The 17,835-nt window shown below is 52.3% G+C and carries 18 protein-coding genes and 1 riboswitch; of the genes, 13 read left to right on the top strand and 5 right to left on the bottom strand.

Annotated elements, in window-relative coordinates:
* Nucleotides 1-40: 40 nt before the first annotated feature.
* The 6 genes from BLQ82_RS20310 to BLQ82_RS20285 all read left to right on the top strand — a co-directional run bounded on the left by BLQ82_RS20310 (nucleotide 41) and on the right by BLQ82_RS20285 (nucleotide 5,536).
* On the top strand, nucleotides 41-859 hold the full coding sequence (locus BLQ82_RS20310) for an AAC(3) family N-acetyltransferase (RefSeq protein WP_062519265.1): 819 nt from the start codon (nucleotides 41-43) through the stop codon (nucleotides 857-859).
* A gap of 191 nt (nucleotides 860-1,050) precedes the next feature.
* Entirely contained in the window at nucleotides 1,051-1,983 is a 933-nt protein-coding gene (locus BLQ82_RS20305; RefSeq protein ID WP_062519264.1) for a manganese-dependent inorganic pyrophosphatase, read from the top strand.
* 190 nt (nucleotides 1,984-2,173) lie between these two features.
* A complete protein-coding gene (locus BLQ82_RS20300; protein WP_062519262.1) occupies nucleotides 2,174-2,746 on the top strand; it encodes a hypothetical protein in 573 nt (190 codons plus the stop codon).
* Between the two features lie 90 nt (nucleotides 2,747-2,836).
* Nucleotides 2,837-3,277 (top strand): RrF2 family transcriptional regulator, encoded by a 441-nt coding sequence (locus BLQ82_RS20295; RefSeq protein WP_062519259.1) that lies wholly within the window; start codon nucleotides 2,837-2,839, stop codon nucleotides 3,275-3,277.
* Nucleotides 3,278-3,366: 89 nt separating this feature from the next.
* Nucleotides 3,367-4,014, top strand: a complete 648-nt coding sequence (locus BLQ82_RS20290; protein WP_062519255.1) for a nitroreductase family protein — start codon at nucleotides 3,367-3,369, stop codon at nucleotides 4,012-4,014.
* Between the two features lie 427 nt (nucleotides 4,015-4,441).
* Nucleotides 4,442-5,536 (top strand): Glu/Leu/Phe/Val family dehydrogenase, encoded by a 1,095-nt coding sequence (locus BLQ82_RS20285; protein ID WP_062519251.1) that lies wholly within the window; start codon nucleotides 4,442-4,444, stop codon nucleotides 5,534-5,536.
* 115 nt (nucleotides 5,537-5,651) lie between these two features.
* Here BLQ82_RS20285 and BLQ82_RS20280 read toward each other — a convergent pair whose 3' ends face one another.
* Nucleotides 5,652-6,392: a peptidylprolyl isomerase gene (locus BLQ82_RS20280; RefSeq protein ID WP_062519249.1), complete on the bottom strand. Its 741-nt coding sequence runs from the start codon at nucleotides 6,390-6,392 to the stop codon at nucleotides 5,652-5,654.
* A 174-nt stretch (nucleotides 6,393-6,566) separates the two neighbouring features.
* Here BLQ82_RS20280 and BLQ82_RS20275 point away from each other — a divergent pair, with 174 nt between their 5' ends.
* Nucleotides 6,567-7,805 carry an MFS transporter gene (locus BLQ82_RS20275; RefSeq protein WP_062519247.1) on the top strand — a complete coding sequence of 413 codons (1,239 nt, stop codon included), beginning with the start codon at nucleotides 6,567-6,569 and terminating at the stop codon, nucleotides 7,803-7,805.
* Nucleotides 7,806-7,836: 31 nt separating this feature from the next.
* Here the strand turns inward: BLQ82_RS20275 and BLQ82_RS20270 are convergent, their stop codons facing one another.
* Both BLQ82_RS20270 and BLQ82_RS20265 read right to left on the bottom strand, forming a co-directional pair.
* A complete protein-coding gene (locus BLQ82_RS20270) occupies nucleotides 7,837-9,168 on the bottom strand; it encodes a voltage-gated chloride channel family protein (protein WP_062519245.1) in 1,332 nt (443 codons plus the stop codon).
* A gap of 75 nt (nucleotides 9,169-9,243) precedes the next feature.
* A riboswitch (Fluoride riboswitch) is annotated at nucleotides 9,244-9,306 on the bottom strand.
* A 54-nt stretch (nucleotides 9,307-9,360) separates the two neighbouring features.
* Complete coding sequence (locus BLQ82_RS20265) at nucleotides 9,361-9,963, bottom strand: hypothetical protein (RefSeq protein WP_062519243.1); 603 nt, start codon at nucleotides 9,961-9,963, stop codon at nucleotides 9,361-9,363.
* Between the two features lie 263 nt (nucleotides 9,964-10,226).
* Here BLQ82_RS20265 and BLQ82_RS20260 point away from each other — a divergent pair, with 263 nt between their 5' ends.
* Both BLQ82_RS20260 and BLQ82_RS20255 read left to right on the top strand, forming a co-directional pair.
* Entirely contained in the window at nucleotides 10,227-12,125 is a 1,899-nt protein-coding gene (locus BLQ82_RS20260) for a sensor histidine kinase (RefSeq protein WP_082722511.1), read from the top strand.
* Nucleotides 12,126-12,232: 107 nt separating this feature from the next.
* Nucleotides 12,233-14,149, top strand: a complete 1,917-nt coding sequence (locus BLQ82_RS20255) for a sensor histidine kinase (RefSeq protein ID WP_062519234.1) — start codon at nucleotides 12,233-12,235, stop codon at nucleotides 14,147-14,149.
* Between the two features lie 21 nt (nucleotides 14,150-14,170).
* Here BLQ82_RS20255 and BLQ82_RS20250 read toward each other — a convergent pair whose 3' ends face one another.
* Together BLQ82_RS20250 and BLQ82_RS20245 are read right to left on the bottom strand one after the other, a co-directional pair.
* The gene (locus BLQ82_RS20250; RefSeq protein WP_208810780.1) at nucleotides 14,171-14,410 is read right to left on the bottom strand and encodes an NHLP leader peptide family RiPP precursor; all 240 of its coding nucleotides are present in this window, start codon (nucleotides 14,408-14,410) and stop codon (nucleotides 14,171-14,173) included.
* Nucleotides 14,411-14,493: 83 nt separating this feature from the next.
* On the bottom strand, nucleotides 14,494-15,426 hold the full coding sequence (locus tag BLQ82_RS20245; RefSeq protein WP_062519229.1) for a hypothetical protein: 933 nt from the start codon (nucleotides 15,424-15,426) through the stop codon (nucleotides 14,494-14,496).
* Between the two features lie 131 nt (nucleotides 15,427-15,557).
* On the opposite strand from BLQ82_RS20245, the gene BLQ82_RS20240 reads away from it, so the two are divergent.
* The 4 genes from BLQ82_RS20240 to BLQ82_RS20230 all read left to right on the top strand — a co-directional run bounded on the left by BLQ82_RS20240 (nucleotide 15,558) and on the right by BLQ82_RS20230 (nucleotide 17,642).
* On the top strand, nucleotides 15,558-15,872 hold the full coding sequence (locus BLQ82_RS20240; RefSeq protein WP_062519225.1) for a hypothetical protein: 315 nt from the start codon (nucleotides 15,558-15,560) through the stop codon (nucleotides 15,870-15,872).
* Nucleotides 15,873-15,972: 100 nt separating this feature from the next.
* Nucleotides 15,973-17,049: a Gfo/Idh/MocA family protein gene (locus BLQ82_RS20235; protein WP_062519223.1), complete on the top strand. Its 1,077-nt coding sequence runs from the start codon at nucleotides 15,973-15,975 to the stop codon at nucleotides 17,047-17,049.
* A 70-nt stretch (nucleotides 17,050-17,119) separates the two neighbouring features.
* A complete protein-coding gene (locus tag BLQ82_RS31590) occupies nucleotides 17,120-17,317 on the top strand; it encodes a hypothetical protein (protein ID WP_143013502.1) in 198 nt (65 codons plus the stop codon).
* 55 nt (nucleotides 17,318-17,372) lie between these two features.
* Entirely contained in the window at nucleotides 17,373-17,642 is a 270-nt protein-coding gene (locus BLQ82_RS20230) for a hypothetical protein (protein ID WP_157243803.1), read from the top strand.
* Nucleotides 17,643-17,835 lie beyond the last annotated feature (193 nt).

Genomic DNA, 17,835 nt, shown 5'->3' with positions numbered 1-17,835 from the left:
TTGGCAAGCATGAATTTCATTATCCGCAAAGGAGATTGATATGATACATACACAAGCAAGCTTAATGGAGCAGCTTAAGGGAATGGGGATTGATCCTCAGGGAACACTGCTGGTCCATTCTTCGCTGAAGAGTATCGGCGGAGTCCATGGAGGTGCAGACACGGTGCTGGATGCTCTGTCTGAATATATGGGACCAGGGCTGCTGGTCCTGCCGACACATACCTGGTCTTACATCCATGCGGATAATCCGCGGTTCTCCGTTCAGCAGTCTCCCTCCTGTGTCGGAATACTGCCGGAGCTGTTCCGTAAGCGGCCGGGGGTGATCCGCTCGTGGCATCCCACCCATTCCGTAGCTGCGCTGGGCAAGGATGCAGCGGAATTCACCTCCGGTGACGAGCAGTGGGACACGCCCTGTGCCCGGGGATCGGTCTACGGCAAGCTGCTGGACCGCAAGGCCGACATTCTTCTGCTCGGCGTAGATTTGCGGCGGAATACCTTCATCCACGGGATTGAAGAGTGGCTGGATATTCCCGGCAGAATGACGGATAGCCATGAGCAGCTGTATACGGTAACTCCCGGCGGAGAAGTAGTTTCAGTGCCTTCGCGCAGGCACTGCGGGCTCTCCTGGTCCCAGCATTTCTGGAAGGTGGAGCAGGCGCTGGAGACGGGAGGAGCGCTCCGCAGAGCCAGCTTTGGAGATGCGCCTGTGATGATCTGCGGGACTGTGCAGATGACGGATATCCTGAGCCGGATGCTGATCGCCGATCCGGAGCTGTTCTCGGATAACGAGCCGCTGGACGGCGTAACGGTGCCTGAGCCGTTGCCCAAGACGAAGCGGGGAATACCGGAGAAGAATTAATAAGTTTCTACATTCTCTGGAGTCACGGCCAATCCCCAAATTCGAAAAATCTCAAGTTTATTTCCGCAGGCAGGCTGTTCTTTTATCGGGTATAGGGGTTAATGAATCATGGGTTCTTGTCCGCAATCTGGCGGGCTCCTATCAATGTATGGTATATTATTCTCACAAAAAACAAAGTAAGGAGATTGGAAATGGAAAAAACTTTGATCTTTGGACACAAAAATCCGGATACGGATACCATCTGCTCCGCCATCGCCTATGCGGCGCTTAAGAAGGAATTGGGCTGGGATGCTGAGCCGGTTCGTCTCGGAGAAGTCAGCGGAGAAACCCAATATGCGCTAGACCACTTCGGCGTGAAGGCTCCGCGCCTGGTAGAGAACGTTGCAGGCGAAGCCAGCCAAGTGATTCTGGTTGACCATAATGAACGCCAGCAGAGTGCCAATGATATCGATCAGGTCCGAGTCGTTGAGGTTATCGACCACCACCGGATCGCTAATTTTGAAACGGCTCATCCGCTCTACTACCGTGCAGAACCGGTAGGCTGCACAGCGACAATCCTGAATAAGCTGTACAAAGAAAACGGAGTGGCTATTCCGAAGGACATTGCCGGCCTGATGCTGTCCGCAATTATTTCCGACTCCCTGCTGTTCAAATCGCCGACCTGCACCGAGCAGGATGTGGCGGCTGCGCGCGAACTGGCTGGAATCGCCGGTGTGGACGCAGACAGCTACGGGCTTGCTATGCTGAAGGCCGGTGCCGACCTGAGCGACAAAACGATCGCTCAGCTGATTTCCCTGGATGCCAAGGAATTCAAAATGGGTGAATACAAAGTGGAGATTGCCCAGGTAAATGCGGTGGATGTTAATGATGTGCTCTCCAAGCAAGCCGAACTGGAAACGGCCCTGACAGCCATCATCGATGACAAAGGCCTGGATCTCTTTCTGTTCGTCGTTACGGATATCTTGAACAATGACTCCGTAGGTTTGGCTCTGGGCCGCGTGGCAGGGGCTGTCGAGCAGGCCTACAATGTGAAGCTGGACGACAACAAAGCGGTCCTGAAAGGCGTCGTTTCCCGCAAATCGCAAATTGTGCCGGTGCTGACCGAAACCATTGCCAAGCTGTAAAAACCAGCTTCAGCATGTGGCAGTCATCTGTTATTAATTAAATAAGACAGTTCCAACCGGCTGTGCGCCGTCCTCACGGGAGGCGCGCAGCCGGTTTTTTGGCAGCCATCGTTTTACAGCTTACATTAGTGCAACTTATTTCCATTCGGGCGGTATAAATAAGCATGGACTATTCAGAGGGGGATAACGAATGAGGACGTTGAAAAAGCTGATCTTCGCTACAATGTGCCTGATGATCATCTCAGGGGGGAGCCTGCTGTATGCCGCAACGGGCAAATCGGACATTGCTGTATATCTGAATAATGTGCTGTTGAAGAATTCCGGCCTGCTGTCGGAAGGAGTGCCTTACCTGCCCGCCGAGCAGCTGCCCGAGAGCCTGCACGCGGTAGTATCCTGGGATGAGTCTGCCCAAGAGGTGCGGATTTACAAGCCCAATGTGAACATGGTGCTGCTGGACGACCAGGGGAAAATCTTTGGCAAGGTGAGAAGCGCGGCGAGCAATACTTTTTCCGTTCTCGTACAGGTGGATCATCTCAAAACTGATATTTCCGATCTGAAGATCACCATCACTGATCCTCTGAACAAAACAGATGTCGTGGATAATCAGCAAATTAAAGAGAAGAAGGACAGCTTCTGGTTCAAATCGGCGAATTACAGCTACACGTTTAATGAGAAAGGGAATTATATGATTCAGGTCTACATAAAAGACAGCTCCTCCAAAAGCTGGTTCATCGTTTCCGAAATGCAGATTTCCACCATTTAATCGGTAGAGGCATGTTGAATTCTTTTGCCAAAAACGGGCGGACGCCCTATACTAAACCTTACATACATGGTGCAAAAGGAGCGGGGAAACATGACCAGAACACGAAACAGCGGAGCGCCTCCATATAAATCGTTTGTACTGGTGCTGCAGGCGCTTATCATTATGGTCCGTAAAGAGGGCAATACCTGTTCCAGCTGTGAAATCGCCGGGTATTTGTCGACAGAACCCACGGTTCTGAGAAAAGCGCTGGCCAAGCTGACCAAGGAGCAAATCCTGGTGACCCGTGAAGGGCGGGATGGCGGCTATATGCTGAACCGGTCCCCGGAAGAGCTGACGCTGGCGGAAATATACCGCGCGATGGAGGTCGACGGGCTGCAGAGCAATGCGGTGATTGAGACCATGTACGGGAACACTTTTGGGGCGCAGATGAAGTCTGCATGCGGAGACATTCTCGAAGAAATGAACCAAAGTGCATTAGGTATTCTGCAAAAGTATACGCTGGGGGATCTGGTGCGGCGAACGGGATGTTGACAGCGGGCTTTTTTATGAATTATACTGTGCCTATTAAGACACAGTTAAACCAGACACTCAATTTGGATAGGGAAGAGGAGGATTAAGTTATGGCGTCAGAATTAAAAGTAGAACAGGAATTCAGCAAGGTGATCCGTGAACGGCGTTCGGTACGGAAATATGATTCTTCCTGGAAAATTCCCGATGAGGAGATCAAGGAGATTCTTGCAGAGGCTATCCTTGCACCGTCTTCCTCCAATCTTCAGCCTTGGCGGTTCATCGTCATCACCGATCAGGAAATCAAGGCCAAGCTTTTGCCTATCGCGCACAACCAGGCACAGACCACCGAGTCCTCGGCAATGATTGCTGTTCTTGGAGATACCGAAGCTTACAGCAACGCGGAGACGATCTATGGTGAAGCCAGCGCTATGGGACTTATGCCTGAGGATGTTGCTGCAGCCATGGCTAAACGCAGCCGCGAAGGATACTCCAGCATGCCGAAGGAGAAGCTGGAAGACATTGCCCTGGTTGACGGCGGATTGGTGTCCATGCAGCTGATGCTGGCAGCCAAAGCGAGAGGTTATGACACCGTACCTATGGGCGGTTATGATGCTGCCGCACTGAAGGAGCTGTTCCAGATCTCAGACCGTTACATCCCGGTGATGCTGATCGCGCTTGGCAAAGCTGCGGTCGAAGGACGGCCGACAAACCGCTTGCCGCTGGAGGACGTTGTGCATTGGAACGGATTCCAGGCGTAAGCCGGACATCCGTGCACTTATACTATACAAGACTTTAACCTGCCGGTATCCCTGTCCTGAAGAGGACGGCGATGCCGGCTGTTCATTGCTAACAGGTACCTTCCTTAATTATGGAAGGTACCTGTTTCATGTTGTCAGGGAGATAAGGGCGGCATCGCTAATTTCTGGTTTCCGGCGCTTTCTGCTACACTAGGATTAGCTGGATTAACCTCCGGCGTGAAGACAACCCTAGCAACGTGGCAGAAACGACTTTTGGCGGACATCCCCTCACCCTGACATTCAAAGTGAAATGAATGTCGGATATGAGGGGGATATAAAGGTCTTTTTATCTAAAACCGATAAAATATATTGACAACATTCACTAAAAGGACTAGCTTTGTTATGAAACGTAACATGTAAAAAAGTAGAGACAGGAGAAATGAGACCAATGGAATTGTTTGCTGCAATGGAGCGGGACGATTACGAGGAACTTTTGTTTTGTCAGGACAAGGCATCAGGGCTAAAGGCCATCATCGCCATTCATGACACAACACTGGGTCCCGCACTGGGTGGAACAAGAATGTGGACCTATGCTTCAGAGGAGGACGCGATTGTAGACGCTCTCCGGCTGTCTAAAGGTATGACCTACAAAAATGCAGTAGCCGGGCTCAATCTGGGCGGCGGCAAAACCGTGATTATCGGCGATCCCAAAAAAGACAAAAACGAGGCGATGTTCCGGGCCTTCGGCAGATACATACAAGGCTTGAACGGCCGCTACATTACAGCCGAGGATGTGGGCACCACTGAAGCGGACATGGATATCATTCATCAGGAAACGGACTATGTAACCGGGATCTCGGCGACTTACGGTTCTTCGGGCAACCCGTCTCCGGCCACGGCCTTCGGCGTATACCAAGGCATGAAAGCGGCGGCGAAGGCAGCGTTTGGCAGCGATTCACTGGAAGGCAGAACAGTGGCAGTACAAGGTGTCGGCAATGTATCCTTCACACTGTGCAAGTATTTGCATGAGGAAGGTGCGCGGCTGATCGTGACCGACATCAATAAGGATGCCGTAAAGCGGGCGGTGGAAGCCTATGGAGCTACAGCGGTTGATCCTGCCGACATTATCACTGTCAAAAGCGATATTTATGCGCCCTGCGCGCTCGGCGCCACAATCAATGATGACTCACTGCCGCTCCTTCAGGCAAAGGTGATCGCCGGCGCAGCCAACAACCAGCTGAAAGAACCGCGCCATGGCGATGCTCTGCATAAGATGGGGATTGTATATGCCCCGGATTATGTGATTAATTCGGGCGGAGTAATCAATGTGGCGGACGAATTGAACGGCTACAATAAGGATCGGGCATACAAGCAGATCGCCAAAATCTATGACAGCATCACCCGCATCCTGGAAATTTCCGCTACCAGCGGAATTCCCGCTTATGCCGCTGCGGATCATCTTGCCCAGGAGCGGATTTCCCTGCTGAAGAACAGCCGCAGCACCTTCCTGCGCGACGGACATCATGTTCTCAGCAGAAGATGAAGCTTAGGTTTGCCGTATTGCCGGATACATCAAAGGGCCTCTTTTCCACCCGGGAAAAGAGGCCCTTTGCGTTGATTGCTGCGCTTAAAAGTGACAGCAAGAAGTAACTTAACGTCTATTGAACCTTCTCCGGTTCCGGGTAAGTGACACCGAGCGTATCGACGGTAATCTTCTTCATAACCGGCGGCTGCTCCGGGCGGTCTGAGCTGTCGCGCGGCAGGTTGACGATGGTATCTACTACATCCTGCCCTTCAGTAACCTTGCCGAAAGCGGCATATTGGCCGTCCAGGCTCGGATAAGCTGCAGCCATAATGAAGAACTGCGAGCCGCCGGAGTTCATATCCTGGCTTCTGGCCATGGACAGTACACCTTGTGTGTGCTGCAGGTTATTGGTGAAGCCGTTCGCGGTGAACTCCCCTGCGATGCTGTAGCCCGGTCCGCCCGTGCCTGTGCCATCGGGATCGCCGCCCTGAATCATGAAGCCGGGAATGACGCGGTGGAAGATCGTTCCGTCATAGAAACCTTTGTGAATGAGTGAGATGAAATTATTGACGGTATTGGGAGCGACCTCTGGGTACAGCTCGGCCTTGATGATGCCGCCGTTGTCCATCTCTATGGTAACCACCGGATGGCTGGCTGTTGCCGAAGGCACCCCTTCAGTTGCTGCGGCAGCGCTCTCCTGGGGAGCAGGACTTGCTGCATTGTCCTTTGCATTGCCCGCAGCATTCCCCGCCGCATTGCTGGTTCCGCTATTTGCCGCATTGTTGCTCGCGGGCTTGCTGCCGCAGCCTGCGGCGATCACCAGCAGGAGAGTCACCAGCAGCAGGATGACAGGTTTTTTTCTTGTACGCTTCACGTTCTCAATCGCTCCTTTGATCTTTGAATATCGGATCCTACACGCTTAATCATACCCTGTTTGTCCCGACTGTTGCAAAGTCCGGCAAGCCGCCTTGGGATTGGCACAACCCCGAAAGAGGGTTAGAATGAAAGGATGATGCTTCCAAGAATACACAGAAGGGACGTGCGCAGCATGCAATTTTCATGGAAGCGGAACCTGATCGTGCTTTGGGTAGGGGTGTTTTTTTGCAGTACGGCATATTCGATCTCGATTCCGTTTCTCTCGATTTTCCTGAGCGACCAGCTTGGTGTTACGAGTCATTTGGAAATCTGGTCAGGGGTCAGCTTTGGCATTACCTTCCTTGCCAGTGCGCTGATATCGCCTTACTGGGGGTCGCTCGCCGACAAATACGGGCGCAAGCCTATGCTGATTCGGTCGGGGTTCAGCCTTGCGGCGCTGTATTTGATCAATTTTTTCGTACATGATCCATATGTTTTTATTATTGTGCGTATTTTTCAGGGGCTTCTGGCGGGGTTTGTGCCCGCTGCCATTGCTATGGTCGCCACTAACACACCGGAGGATAAGACCGGTTATGCGCTCAGCATTATGTCTACGGCCGGGGCCACCGGGAGCATCATCGGCCCGCTGATCGGCGGTGTGGTCAGCTTTTATTCGAGCAACCGCAGCGCGTTCCTGTTCTCGGCGGTGATTGTGCTGGTATCTGCACTGATCGCCACTTTTTTTGCCAAGGAAGAGAATTATGACCGTTCGGCGCCGAGATCGCATGTGCGTGATGATATCCGGGAGGCGGCAGCAAATCCGGCGTTTATGACGCTGCTGATGCTGGCGGGGCTGGCCACCTTTTCTGTAATGATATTGGAGCCGCTGCTGCCGATTTATCTGCTGGACATGGGGATATCGCGGAACAGCGCCTCCCTAAGCTCGGGCATCGTTTTCTCCGCTGTGGGTATCGCCACGGTAATTATGGCTCCACAGTGGGGGAGGCTCGGCAGCCGCAAGGGGTTCGGTTTTATTTTGTTCATCGGCCTGGTCGGCGGGGGGATCGGTAATATTCTGCAGTATTTTGTATCGGGTTATGTAGAATTCGCCATCCTGCGTTTTGCTTACGGCCTGTTCTATGCCGGTGTGCTTCCATCGGTAAATGCCATGATTGTGCAGGTGATTGACCCCGGCTTCCGCGGGCGGGCTTTCGGCCTGAATCAGGCGGCGACCCAGCTGGCAACCATGGCCGGGCCGATTATCGGCGGGCTGCTCGGGGCGTTCATTCCGATCCGCTGGGTATTTGTCATTAACGGAGTGATGCTCCTTGTGGCGGCCGTACTGGTAAAAACCCGCAAGCTGGAGGCAAAAGTGGAAGCTGTGGAAGCTACCCATGCCTCAGGGCAGACGGTAACCCTGGAAAACTCATAAAAGAAGACATAAAAGACTGTCCGCTTGAAGGCTACTCTTCAGCGGACGTTTTTTTTGTTGTGCGGAGCTGTTTGACGGTTCCCAGCGTGGTACCTTCGGGAATCCGGACCCACTCGCTCTTGGAGATTCCGATCCGTTGGGAGGTGTAGATGCCCGAATGGCCGGAGAACAGGTAGCTTACAAGGCAAGCGATGAACATATAGACGGTTCCGCCCGACCCGAACAGTTCAATGCCCATAAGGAAGCAGGCAACTGGCGTATTGGTGGCACCGCAGAAGACGGCAATGAAACCCAGTGAAGCCAGAAAAGGCGCATGGAGATGAAGAAAACCGGCCAGGCTGTTGCCCAGGGTTGCTCCGATGGCAAAGAGCGGAGTCACTTCTCCCCCCTGAAATCCGGTGCCCAGGGTGAGTGAGGTGAAAATCAGCTTCCATAAGAACGCGAGGGGTGCCACATCGGTCTGAAAAGAATCCTGAATCAGAGGGATGCCCAGACCCAGATAGTCCCGGGTGCCGGCCACATAGACCAGCGCGATAATAATGAAGCCGCCCAGCGCACTTTTGAGCATCGGATTCTTTACTAGCAAAGTAAAGGTTTTTTTCAGATAATGGGTGAGCTCACTGAAGAGGATACTGGCAAGCCCGAACAGAACAGAGGCCAGGACCACCTTCAGCAGTATGGCGGCAGTAAGCGGAGGAAACAGATCCACCTGATAATGGATGTGGTGGACCTTCCACAAACGGGTAGCCACAATATCCCCGATGAAGCTGGCTGTAAAGCAGGGAAGCAGGGCCTTGTGGCTGATCAGGCCGATTGCAATAACCTCCAGTCCGAACAGGGTTCCAGCCAAAGGTGTTCCAAAAATCGAGCCAAAGCCGCCGCTGATCCCGCACATGAGCAATATTTGCCGGTCAAGCGGACTGATGCGGATCAGCTTGCCGAATCCTTCCGCCAGGCTGCCTCCCATTTGCACAGCCGTTCCTTCCCGTCCTGCGGAGCCTCCGAATAAATGGGTAACGAGGGTGCCGAACAGCACCAGAGGAGCCATCCGCAGCGGAATGGTCTCATTCCCCTGCTGAATCTGTTCCAGGATCAGATTATTCCCTTTGGCACTGTTCTTGCCGTAACGCATGTACAGGCAGCTCACCAACGCTCCTCCCAGCGGCAGCAAGTACAGCAGCCAGGCATGATTCAGCCGAACCTCCGTCACAGCATCCAGGCTTTTCAGAAAAATAGCCGAGGCCGAACCGGATAGAATGCCGACGATGCCCCCCAGCACGATCCATTTGATGAAGGTGCTCCACAGCGCCAGAAAATGGCTCCTTTCCATAAGCTTCAGCCAATGTGTATGTATTGCTCTCATCCTGCCAGCCCCCATTAGATTAATGCTGCAAATATTGGATCCCTAAAATCAAACAGACTCCTACCAGCGAAGTGACCGCTGGTAGGAGTCATTAGTCTCTAGGGACGGTTAATGGCGAACTCCATCGCCGTATTGAATTACAACCAATACTAAGGATATCGTGCTAAAAAGTCAATGCGGAAATTAACAATGTTATTCTTCCTCACCGGTTGAGCCATTCAGCACGTCCGTACCCGGCATGGCATCAATGGGCGGTGCGGCCGGATCGATGGCAGTCCCGGGCTGGAGGTCGTCGGCATCGGGAATATCCTCCAGCGGAAGCTCTTCTTCATCCACAAGCTCTTCATCTCCGGCATAATCAATGGCACCGCCGGTCAGTCCGGCAGCACCGGCAGCAAATATCGCATCGGACTCGGCCACTTCATCCCGTTCCGGTGGCGGTGGGGATGTCATGCTCCGCACTCTGTCGGCCCGGCGTCCAAGAGCCGGTTCAGGAGCATTAAGGTCAATATCGGCAGCGAGAATAGGATCGCCGACCAAAGCCGGATCAGAGCCGTCATCTACAACGCCATCCCAATCGACAGGCTTTTCGTGGGCCGGATCATGGCTGGCGAGTGCGGATTCCATGGGCCTTAAGTCCGTTCCGGCAGTTCCATCACTGGGGCTTTGATGCGTGATCGTCCCCAGCGGCCGCAATTCCTCCAGCGGAATATCCTGCTCCGGGGAGACATCTCCCAGTTTGTTGTATCGCTCATATACAAAATCGGCTTCAGTTTTGTTGAATTCATTACCCATAGCCGTTCAACTCCTTTTGGCTTGATTGCTTCTTGTTTGCTTATAGTAATTCTATACCCTAATCCCAGATGGCGAATCTGTAACCTTTAGGAGGCTTATTCTTAATATAATCATTCTGCAGGAGGATTAACCAAGATCTGCGGTATAACGTCTTTTTTCGAGGTAATTTGCAAAATATGGGCAGGTAAAGTGCGAACGTTGTCGAAAATTAAGAGTTTAGATGTACTACATAAATCCAACTATAGACTTACTGAGGTGCCATAATGAAGTTGCCATCAATGAAGGCAGCCGCAGCTATACTCATGCTGCTTCTGCTGATTGCCATAGTGCCTATCGGTATCGCAGCGCAATGGGGCGGCGGGGCAGGATTTTCTATACCGGACTGGGAGTTGAAATGGGAGACTTCAGGTATATGCGATCCTGCCGCAGCCGCCGAAGCCCCTGACAGCGAATGGGTACAAGTAGACATGCATTCCGGGAGGCCTGCGGCTCCGGCAGAGGCTTCGGCGGCCTGGCTCCGTTTTCCCCTCCCGGTAACGGGAGAGCGCAACCCGGCCCTATTGATTAACAAAGTCACCGGACATAGCCTTAAGGCCTATGTAGATCATAAGCTTATCTATGAGTCGCAGAATTTGATGAATGATGATGAAAGAAAAGTGCTGATCCCCTTGTCCGGCACAGAGGGGCATTCCTGGTTATATCTATGGAACAGTGGAGGCGGCCGGAGCTTTGGGATTGACGGGGAAATCACGGCAGGGAACTACGGGAAGCTGCTGGCATTCTATGTGAAGCAGAATCTGCCGGATATGGTGATTGGTGCGGCATTTCTGTTTGTAGGTGCGGCACTTATGGGCTGCCTGCTGTTTCTCAAGCTGGACTTTTTCAAAGGCGGTTTTTTTCTTGTCCTGGTCATCGTTTCCTTCGGGGTGCTGTTCATCAGCTATTCACCGTTTCTGCCGGTTATTCTGCGCATCCCGGACCACTGGACCCAGACCTGCTTTGATCTGGCTTTATTTACATTGCTGCCTTCGTTTACGATTTATTTTGAGCAGATTTTTGGCGCAGGCAAGTACAGACTAATCACGAAGCTGCGTAATTTCCAACTGGGCTATTCGTTATTCTGTCTGGTATTTCTTATTGTCAACACTCTGCTGTCATACCGTCTGGACGAGTTGTATAGAATCGCTACCGTTGATTTTCTGGGCCTCATGATGATGGCGCAGTTCATCTATTTACTGTACGTGACTCTCTATGCTGCGTTCAAAGGCAATCGGGATGCCGTCATCTTTTCAACCGGCTTCTCTATTTTTGCCTTATTATCATTAACGGAGCTTATTCTCTACTACGCCAATAACAGCTACCACTTGCAATGGTGGAAGTGGGGTGTGATTGTGTTCGTGGCCTCGCTTATTCTTATTTTGGGCAGGCGATTTGCGGGCAATCATGAGCAGGTGCTCGAATATTCCCGTGATCTGGAGAAATTCAATGACGATCTCCAGCGGTCTGAGAAAATGGAGATCATCAGCGAGCTCGCTGCTTCGGTGGCCCATGAGGTTCGCAATCCCCTGCAGGTGACCCGCGGATTCCTGCAGATACTGGGGGAACGCTCTGACCAGAAGGAGAAGGAATACCTGCAAATGGCTATGGAGGAGCTTGACAGAGCGTCGCTCATCATCACGGATTTTTTGACCTTTGCCAAGCCGGGGATGGATACGCTGGACAGATTTGAGGTGGCGGAGGAGCTTCGGCATGTCTCCGGCGTTCTGGTGCCGCTGGCCCATCTGCAAGGGGGAACCATTGAGCTTAACCTGCAGAACGGGCTTCAGGTGCTCGGCAGCACCTCCAAGTTCAAACAGGCTTTTATCAATCTGATCAAGAACGCTATTGAATCCCTGGAGGAAGAGGGACGAATAACGGTTGCCGCCTGGAGATCGGGAGAACACATTATCATCAGTGTCCGGGATAACGGGGAAGGTATGAAGATGAGCGAGCTGGCGCATCTGGGCGAACCATACTATTCGAATAAAAAGAAGGGAACAGGCCTTGGACTGATGGTCACCTTCCGGATTATTGAAGCAATGAACGGCTCCATTCAGTTTCAGAGCAAGAAGGGGGAAGGCACCGAGGTTATTGTGAAATTGCCATCAGCCGCAAATAAATAGGAATTATTTTGTTAAATACCGTTTTTTTGAAGGGATGCACTGTGAATGGAGCGAAGTACTACTAACAACAGAACTAAGCTTCTGAAATTTTCTGCTGAGGTGCTTGCATGCGCTTGTTCGCTAAAATTCTACATCTAACCATAGTTCTATTCGTACTTTATACAGCCTGTGGCACGTTCGAGGCTTCGGCAGCAGGGCAGCACGCCCCGCAGGAATTAACAAGCTGGCAGATGAAATGGGGAAGTCCGGATGGAGATACGGGTCAAGAGGTACCGCTTGGAGTGACTCAGGGCTGGATAGAGGTTAATGCCCGCCAGGGGACACCTGAGCTTCCCACGGGGATATCCTCTGCGTGGACTCGGATAACGCTGCCGGATAGTCAATACACTTCGCCCGCGGTTTATATTAAGACGTTATATGCCCTGCATGTTAAAGTATACGAGGGCAAACGTATCATCTTTGAAGACAGCCGCAGCTATATCCATGACAATTATTCAATGCTCATTCCGCTTAGTGCAGAAAGTCATGGGAAGACCCTATATATATGGACGGCAACCCTGCAGGACCGGATCGGAATTAAAGACAGAGTAGTAGTGGGCGAGCACAGTAATCTGCTTAAGGATTATTCTAAAAATGGGCTTGCCGATATCGTTTTGGGCGGAGCTTTTCTGTTCGTGGCTCTCGTTTTGTTCGTATGCGCCTTTTACCTGAGCAAGGAGTATTTTTCCATTGCGGCTGCACTGTCCCTGGTGATTGCCTCCACGGGAGTTTTGTCCATTACCTATTCTCCTTTTACGTACACCTTCTTCAGTTCTTGGGGTCCGCTTAGCGTCGTTTTTTTCGATCTGTCGCTGCTGTCGCTGCTCCCTGCATTAACCTTTTTGTTTGAGAAAATATTCGGCAGCGGCAAGTTCGCCATCATCCGGCGTTTCCGTAAATTCCAGGTAGCCTATTCACTGTTCTGCATAGCCTGTCTTGTTGTGAACATCCTCTCGGGCAACCGGCTGGTGGAATTTTATTATTTCGTGTCCGCCACCATTGTCGGAGTCATTATGATTCTGCAATTCATCCTGCTGATTGCCTGTGTGGTCCTGTTCTCGCTGCGGGGGAACAAGGATGCAATCACCTTTGCCATCGGTTTCGGAACGGCAGCTTTGACCGGAGCGGCTGAACTGGCCTGGTACTATTACCGTAAGGGCAATTATGATCTCATCTACTGGAAGTGGGCGCTGGTGGTGTTCATTCTATCCTTGATCATCATTCTGGGACGCCGTCTTGCCCTGAATCATCAGCAGGTTGTCAAGTATTCACGGGAACTGGAACTCTTCAATAATGAACTGCAGCGTTCCGAAAAAATGGAGATTATCAGCGAGCTGGCTGCATCTGTTGCGCATGAGGTGCGCAATCCGCTTCAGGTGACAAGAGGGTTTCTGCAGCTGTTAAGCGAGAAGTCGGGCGGCGATGAGCGAAAATATTTGTCCATGGCCTTAAGCGAGCTGGACCGCGCATCCAATATCATTACGGATTTTCTTACGTTCGCCAAACCTGAATTCGAGAAGATTTCCCTGCTGAGCGTCCTGGAAGAATGCAAGCATATCGAGAGCATCATGCTGCCGTTGTGCCACTTGAACGGAGGCAAAATGGTGCTTGAGGTCACCGGGGATTTATGGGTAAAGGGCAATTCCTCCAAATTCAAGCAGGCTTTTATCAATATGATCAAGAACAGCATTGAGTCGCTCGGGGAGGATGGCAGCATTCATATTAAGGCCTATGCCAAAGGGGATAAAGTGTTCATTCGTATCAAGGATAACGGGGCGGGCATGGACCCGGGAGTTCTGAGCAGGCTGGGTGAGCCTTATTTCTCTTCCAACAAAACAAAAGGGACAGGCCTTGGGCTGATGGTAACGTTCAGGATCATAGAGGCGATGGGGGGAGAGGTCCGCTTCATGAGCAGCAAAGGAGCCGGAACCGAGTCCATTACCATTCTGCCTTTGGCAGAAGCTCCGGAGGGTTCTGGCTCCTAACGGGACAAAGTCTTATTGATCTTACCAGGTACTAAGTGTGGTTAAGTCTGTTTTCATTACGCCTGATGCCGGACTGGGCGGGATAACCAGGTAGAACTCGTTGGACGCTTCTTCAACGGTTTTGAGGGTAATATTGTCGGGAAGTTCAATGCCTAGTGCTTCTTGGAGGGCTGCCTTCGGATCTGTGAGTAATCTTTGCTTGAATCCCGGATCTTCCCATGCCTTTTGAATGACCTGATTTCGGAGAATTGCTTCTGACATAATAATCACCCTTCCCAAAATGGTTATATTTTCCTGATTAGTATAGCATAACCCACTCTATTAATCCACATCCTCTTTCCTATTTACAGATTCATATGTTTGGATAACCAGTAACTCAGACCCCCGCCTTGCAAAAGCTGTTTTTCTGCTTCAACCGCTGCTGCCATATGCTGCAGATTCTCGACCATAAACTGATGGAAAGCAACAAGGTGAGGAGCGTCCAGACGGCAGTCTTCAAGCTTTCTGTGATGATCAGAGGCCGCCCCGGCATACGCAGCAAGCCCTCCTTTGGTAAAGATATAATCCTTGACCTGTGTCTTGGTAAGCGCAGCCTGATCTATGCCCGTTAAATGTCCGGCCTGGGACAGCAGGCAATTGTAGCTTCCTTCAGCGAGATCCTGCTCCCAATCCTCGTAGTCGTCCAGCATTTGCAGGGTAAGCAGTACGGTGTGGAGAATATCTTCCGCTTCCGAAATCAGAGAAGCATTGCCGGTGTGCAGCAGAATAGCTGTGCTGGTAAGTTTCAGCGGACTGGCTTTATGGGATATTTTCAACCGGTCATTCCAAAAATAATCCCCATGCGCCTCACCGGCCACACTCTCCGCCCATTCCAGAATATAGCGGTTGAAGCAGAGCCAGAAAAGAGATTCCGGCGGAAACAGCGGCCTGTATCTGTTCAGGAACTCAACATACAGCAGATTGGCCAGCGGCAGCATCCGGGATGCGCTGCTATCACTGTCCATCAGATCATCCTGAATGAAGAAATACAGCATGCAAAAAATATTGCCGGCCGACAGCCCGCGGGCTTCGGCTTCTGTAAGGCCGTAACCGTCCCTGAGCCAGAAGGGAAGCAGATAACTGATATAATTTTTGTGGCTGCCTGTGCTAAAAACGTTAAACTGTTCGAGATAGGACAATCCTTGAATGCGAAGCGAATCAGGGAATCCGGAAATCACACTGCTGCAATCCTGAAATACCAAACGGAGCTCCTTGTCGTAATCGTGCAGCCAATCCATCGTTTTGCCTCCTGTCTTCAATTTTTTTGATGCAAAGAGTTATGTATATGTATTAGGTAAAAAATGGTTATTTGTGATGATTATAATCTTCCTGGCCGTTGATTTCAATCTTAATTCGAGGGGGATTCGGTATGGAGTGGTATACATTCGGGCAAATGCTGATACATATCCGTCTAGGCCAAAAAGCTGCCACACCTGACGGGCGCACAGTGCTGCGCACCTCTGCCGGATTACTCTGGCAAGGGGGCAGGCAGGACGGTGACTATGTGCAAATTAAAGATTATCTCTTCTCCGATATTTGGCGGATCTACGAGGATGAAGCGAGCCTGAAAGAAAGCCGTGGCCGGGGTATTCATGAGCAGAAGGAACGTGAAATGCTGATGAATCAATATGAAGAGCAGCGCTGGAATGAGCTCGAGATTCGGAGAGCCAGGAGGGAAGACTGATTCAGCTCCAGGCACGAGCTTGGGAGAGGGGGCCGGAAGGCCAAGAGTCAGGAAAAAGGGGTGCCGGAAGAGCAAGTCTTATAGAGGAGGGGTTATCGGTATGGAGAAGGTTGTATTTGGACTGGTGGGCGGAGGCTGGCGGGCAGAGTTTTATCTGCGGATTGCGAGAGAGCTGCCGGAGCAATTTGCCGTTGGCGCTATGTTCGTCCGCAATAAGGAAAAGGCGGAAGCGTTGAGCAGAACCTGGGGGGTGCGGGTGTACACCACTATCGAGGATTTTATATCGGCAGCCTCCTATTCTTTTGCAGTAGTAAGCTTGAAAAAGGATATCAGCACGGCGTATGTGATCAGACTGGCGGAAGCCGGAATTCCGGTGCTGGCCGAAACACCTCCCGCTCCGGATCTGGTCCGGCTGAAGGAGCTGTGGAACCGTGTGGGCCATTCGGCGGCGATCCAGATTGCCGAGCAGTATATGTTGCAGCCGATGCATGCGGCAAGGATTGCGCTTGCTGCCTCGGGCAGGCTTGGAACTGTCAGCCAGGCGCAGGTATCGGCTGCGCACGGGTACCACGGCATCAGTCTGATCCGCCGGCTGCTCGGCATCCGCTTCGAGAACGTCAGCATCCGTGCGCAGCAATTTCGTTCAGCGATTATTGAAGGACCGCAGCGCAGCGGCCTCCCTTCCGCTGAAGCGAGAGTGCAGAGTGTCCAGACACTGGCTGCGCTGGACTTTGGAGACAGGCTGGGTGTGTTCGATTTCACCGGCGACCAGTATTTTTCCTGGATTCGCGGCAGCCGGGTGCTCGTGCGCGGGGACCGGGGAGAACTAATGAACAATGATGTCTCCTGGCTGCAGGCCTATGATACACCGCTATATGGCCAACTGCGGCGGATCGACGCCGGCCATGGAGGAAATCTGGAGGGTTTTTACCTCAAGGGGATCATGATGGACGGAGAATGGTTGTACAGAAATCCCTTCGCACCAGCCCGGCTCTCGGAGGATGAAATCGCGGTCGCGGAGAGCCTGGTCCGGATGCAGCGGCATATTGAGGGCGGGCCATCCTTCTACAGCCTGGCCGAAGGCAGCCAGGACCAGTATTTGGCGCTGCTGCTGGAGCAGGCTGCCGAGAGCGGCGAAACCGTAGTTTCGCAGCGCCAGCCCTGGGCGGCGGAGTAAGCCTGCGTGCGCCGTGCGGGGTAAACAACGGTAGAAATACCGTTGTTAGAGTGCCGCTGGAGGCAGCGGGATGAAACAACGGCAGAAATGCCGTTGTTGGAGCGCCGGCGGAGGCAGCGGGGAGAAACAACGGCAGAAATGCCGTTGTTGGAGCGCCGGCGGAGGCAGCGGTAGAAACTACGGCAGAAATGCCGTTGTTGGAGCGCCGGCGGAGGCAGCGGTAGAAACTACGGCAGAAACGCCGTTGTTAGAGCGTCGGCGAAGGTAGTGGGGAGAAACAACGGCAGAAATGCCGTTGTTGGAGCGCCGGCGAAGGCAACGGGATGAAACAACGGCAGAAACGCCGTTGTTGGAGCGTCGGCGAAGGCAGCGGGGAGAAACAACGGCAGAAATGCCGTTGTTGGAGCGCCGGCGAAGGCAGAAGTGAGAAACTACGGCAGAAACGCCGTTGTTGGAGCGCCGGCGGAGGCAGCGGGGAGAAACAACGGCAAAAACGCCGTTGTTGGAGCGCCGGCGGAGGCAACGGGATGAAACAACGGCAGAAACGCCGTTGTTGGAGCGTCGGCGAAGGCAGCGGGGAGAAACTACGGTAGAGAGAATGGGGTTTCGGTGACCTAACAATATTTCCTTTCATTTCAGCCGGAAATCTACTTGCGGCGAAATGAGAGGTACTTATACCTCAGATTTGTCCGATTGGCCAGTTTGGAGAGAAATGAGAGGTACTTATACCTCACAATTGCCCGATTGGTCAGTTTGGGGAGAAATGAGAGGTACTTATACCTCACA

The organism is Paenibacillus jilunlii, from assembly GCF_900102965.1.
In the GTDB taxonomy this organism is placed as follows: domain Bacteria; phylum Bacillota; class Bacilli; order Paenibacillales; family Paenibacillaceae; genus Paenibacillus_AQ; species Paenibacillus_AQ jilunlii.
This window is presented reverse-complemented; position numbering and strand designations above follow the sequence as displayed.

What these genes read in the sequence shown, in the direction of transcription:
- BLQ82_RS20310 (WP_062519265.1), top strand. Translation starts at nt 41, where the DNA reads ATGATACATACACAAGCAAGCTTAATGGAGCAGCTTAAGGGAATGGGG.
- BLQ82_RS20305 (WP_062519264.1), top strand. Translation starts at nt 1,051, where the DNA reads ATGGAAAAAACTTTGATCTTTGGACACAAAAATCCGGATACGGATACC.
- BLQ82_RS20300 (WP_062519262.1), top strand. Translation starts at nt 2,174, where the DNA reads ATGAGGACGTTGAAAAAGCTGATCTTCGCTACAATGTGCCTGATGATC.
- BLQ82_RS20295 (WP_062519259.1), top strand. Translation starts at nt 2,837, where the DNA reads ATGACCAGAACACGAAACAGCGGAGCGCCTCCATATAAATCGTTTGTA.
- BLQ82_RS20290 (WP_062519255.1), top strand. Translation starts at nt 3,367, where the DNA reads ATGGCGTCAGAATTAAAAGTAGAACAGGAATTCAGCAAGGTGATCCGT.
- BLQ82_RS20285 (WP_062519251.1), top strand. Translation starts at nt 4,442, where the DNA reads ATGGAATTGTTTGCTGCAATGGAGCGGGACGATTACGAGGAACTTTTG.
- BLQ82_RS20275 (WP_062519247.1), top strand. Translation starts at nt 6,567, where the DNA reads ATGCAATTTTCATGGAAGCGGAACCTGATCGTGCTTTGGGTAGGGGTG.
- BLQ82_RS20270 (WP_062519245.1), bottom strand. Translation starts at nt 9,168, where the DNA reads ATGAGAGCAATACATACACATTGGCTGAAGCTTATGGAAAGGAGCCAT.
- BLQ82_RS20265 (WP_062519243.1), bottom strand. Translation starts at nt 9,963, where the DNA reads ATGGGTAATGAATTCAACAAAACTGAAGCCGATTTTGTATATGAGCGA.
- BLQ82_RS20260 (WP_082722511.1), top strand. Translation starts at nt 10,227, where the DNA reads ATGAAGTTGCCATCAATGAAGGCAGCCGCAGCTATACTCATGCTGCTT.
- BLQ82_RS20255 (WP_062519234.1), top strand. Translation starts at nt 12,233, where the DNA reads ATGCGCTTGTTCGCTAAAATTCTACATCTAACCATAGTTCTATTCGTA.
- BLQ82_RS20250 (WP_208810780.1), bottom strand. Translation starts at nt 14,410, where the DNA reads ATGTCAGAAGCAATTCTCCGAAATCAGGTCATTCAAAAGGCATGGGAA.
- BLQ82_RS20245 (WP_062519229.1), bottom strand. Translation starts at nt 15,426, where the DNA reads ATGGATTGGCTGCACGATTACGACAAGGAGCTCCGTTTGGTATTTCAG.
- BLQ82_RS20240 (WP_062519225.1), top strand. Translation starts at nt 15,558, where the DNA reads ATGGAGTGGTATACATTCGGGCAAATGCTGATACATATCCGTCTAGGC.
- BLQ82_RS20235 (WP_062519223.1), top strand. Translation starts at nt 15,973, where the DNA reads ATGGAGAAGGTTGTATTTGGACTGGTGGGCGGAGGCTGGCGGGCAGAG.
- BLQ82_RS31590 (WP_143013502.1), top strand. Translation starts at nt 17,120, where the DNA reads ATGAAACAACGGCAGAAATGCCGTTGTTGGAGCGCCGGCGGAGGCAGC.
- BLQ82_RS20230 (WP_157243803.1), top strand. Translation starts at nt 17,373, where the DNA reads ATGAAACAACGGCAGAAACGCCGTTGTTGGAGCGTCGGCGAAGGCAGC.